This is a genomic window from Sphingobacterium sp. xlx-96, assembly GCF_011007365.1.
In the GTDB taxonomy this organism is placed as follows: domain Bacteria; phylum Bacteroidota; class Bacteroidia; order Sphingobacteriales; family Sphingobacteriaceae; genus Sphingobacterium; species Sphingobacterium luzhongxinii.
Window position 1 is genome coordinate 1 of sequence record NZ_WFKM01000019.1, and the last position, 1,619, is coordinate 1,619.

Below are 1,619 nucleotides of genomic sequence, written 5' to 3' on the forward strand. Positions count from 1 at the left end.
TATTTTGCTTTGAATGCATCGATTCCCGATTGCAGGAAGGCTATATACTTCTCAATGTCGTATACCGCTCCGCTTGTAGGAACCAATAGCTCACCCTCATTATCCAACAGCGCATATAAAGGCTGTGAATTGCTCTGGAACTTAGAGATCTGGAAGTCTGCATTACGCTTGCTCACCGTATTGATTTTTTTACCTGTCTGTTTAGATACGTAGTGTTCGCTTTCAGGCAAGGTAAGGATTTTGTCATCCACATAAAGCTCCACGAGGATAAATTCGTTGTTGAGCATCGCCCTGACTTTAGGGTCACTCCACACCTCAGCTTCCATCTTGCGGCAGTTGACACAGTTCCAACCGGTGAAATCCACCAATAATGGCTTCTTCTGTTCTTTGGCTGCCGCCAGCGCCTCGTCGTAATCGTAGTAAGGATCCAGTCCCTTGATCGTAGACTTGCTATGGAAGTAGGTGTAATGCTTACGGTTAACTGCGCCGGGATCCACCGTGTGTCCGCCACCTGCGCCCGAGGCCATATTATTCAGATCAAAATCCTGTGTGCCTATAGGAGGCAAGAAGGCCGAGATAGCTTTCAATGGCGCTCCCCAAAGACCGGGGACCATGTATACGACAAACGAGAACACCAGAATAGCGAAGAATGTACGCGGAATCGAAAGGAACTGCAGCGGACTATCGTGCGAAAACTTGATCTTCCCGATAAGATATAAACCCAACAGCCCGAAGATGACAATCCACAACGCCAGGTACACCTCGCGGTCAAGGAAATTCCAGTTGTAGGCAAGATCCACATTGGAAAGGAACTTAAGTGCAAGGGCCAGCTCCAGGAATCCAAGAACAACCTTTACACTGTTCAGCCAGCCTCCGGATTTAGGCATGGACTTCAGCATCGATGGGAACATCGCAAAGAGTACGAAAGGTACTGCCAGTGCAATGGAAAAGCCCAACATACCTATTGCAGGACCGAGACGCTCACCGCGCGTGGCCGCCTCGACCAATAAGGTACCGATGATAGGACCTGTACAGGAGAAGGAGACTACCGCTAGACTTGCCGACATGAAGAAAAGACCGATCAGGCCGCCCTTGTCCGACTGTGCGTCAATCTTGTTGACAAAAGAACTCGGCAGGGTGATCTCGAAAGCACCAAGGAATGATGCTGCAAACACGACCAGCAAAAGAAAGAAAAAGAAGTTGAAGATCCCGTTTGTAGACAGTTCATTCAAGGCTTCCGGACCAAATGCTATGGTGATCAACATCCCCAGGGCGACATAGATTACGATAATAAATAGACCGTAGAGAAAGGCCTGTGACACCGCTTTGGATCGGCTGCCCGACTTTTTGGTAAAGAAGCTGACCGTAAGGGGAACCATCGGGAAGATACAGGGCATAAAGAATGCCGCAAATCCTCCTAAAAGACCGGCTATAAAGATCCCCCACATGGATTTGTCTTCCGCAGAAGCACCCTCTGTAGCGGTGGTAGCTGTTGCTTCATCTTGTACAGCGGTACTATCCAGCTGTGTACTGCCCGTGTCCTGTCCATCAGAGAATACCAGGTCATCAGGGACTTCGCTCCCTTGGGAACTATCCGACACACTACCGTCGGTAAATGT

The 1,619-nt window shown here is 49.2% G+C and carries 1 protein-coding gene; it reads right to left on the reverse strand.

What is annotated here, in order from left to right:
- The coding region (locus G7B20_RS19265) for a protein-disulfide reductase DsbD family protein (protein ID WP_240452906.1) at positions 1-1,601 on the reverse strand (1,601 nt) is incomplete at its 3' end.
- Between the last annotated feature and the right edge of the window lie 18 nt (positions 1,602-1,619).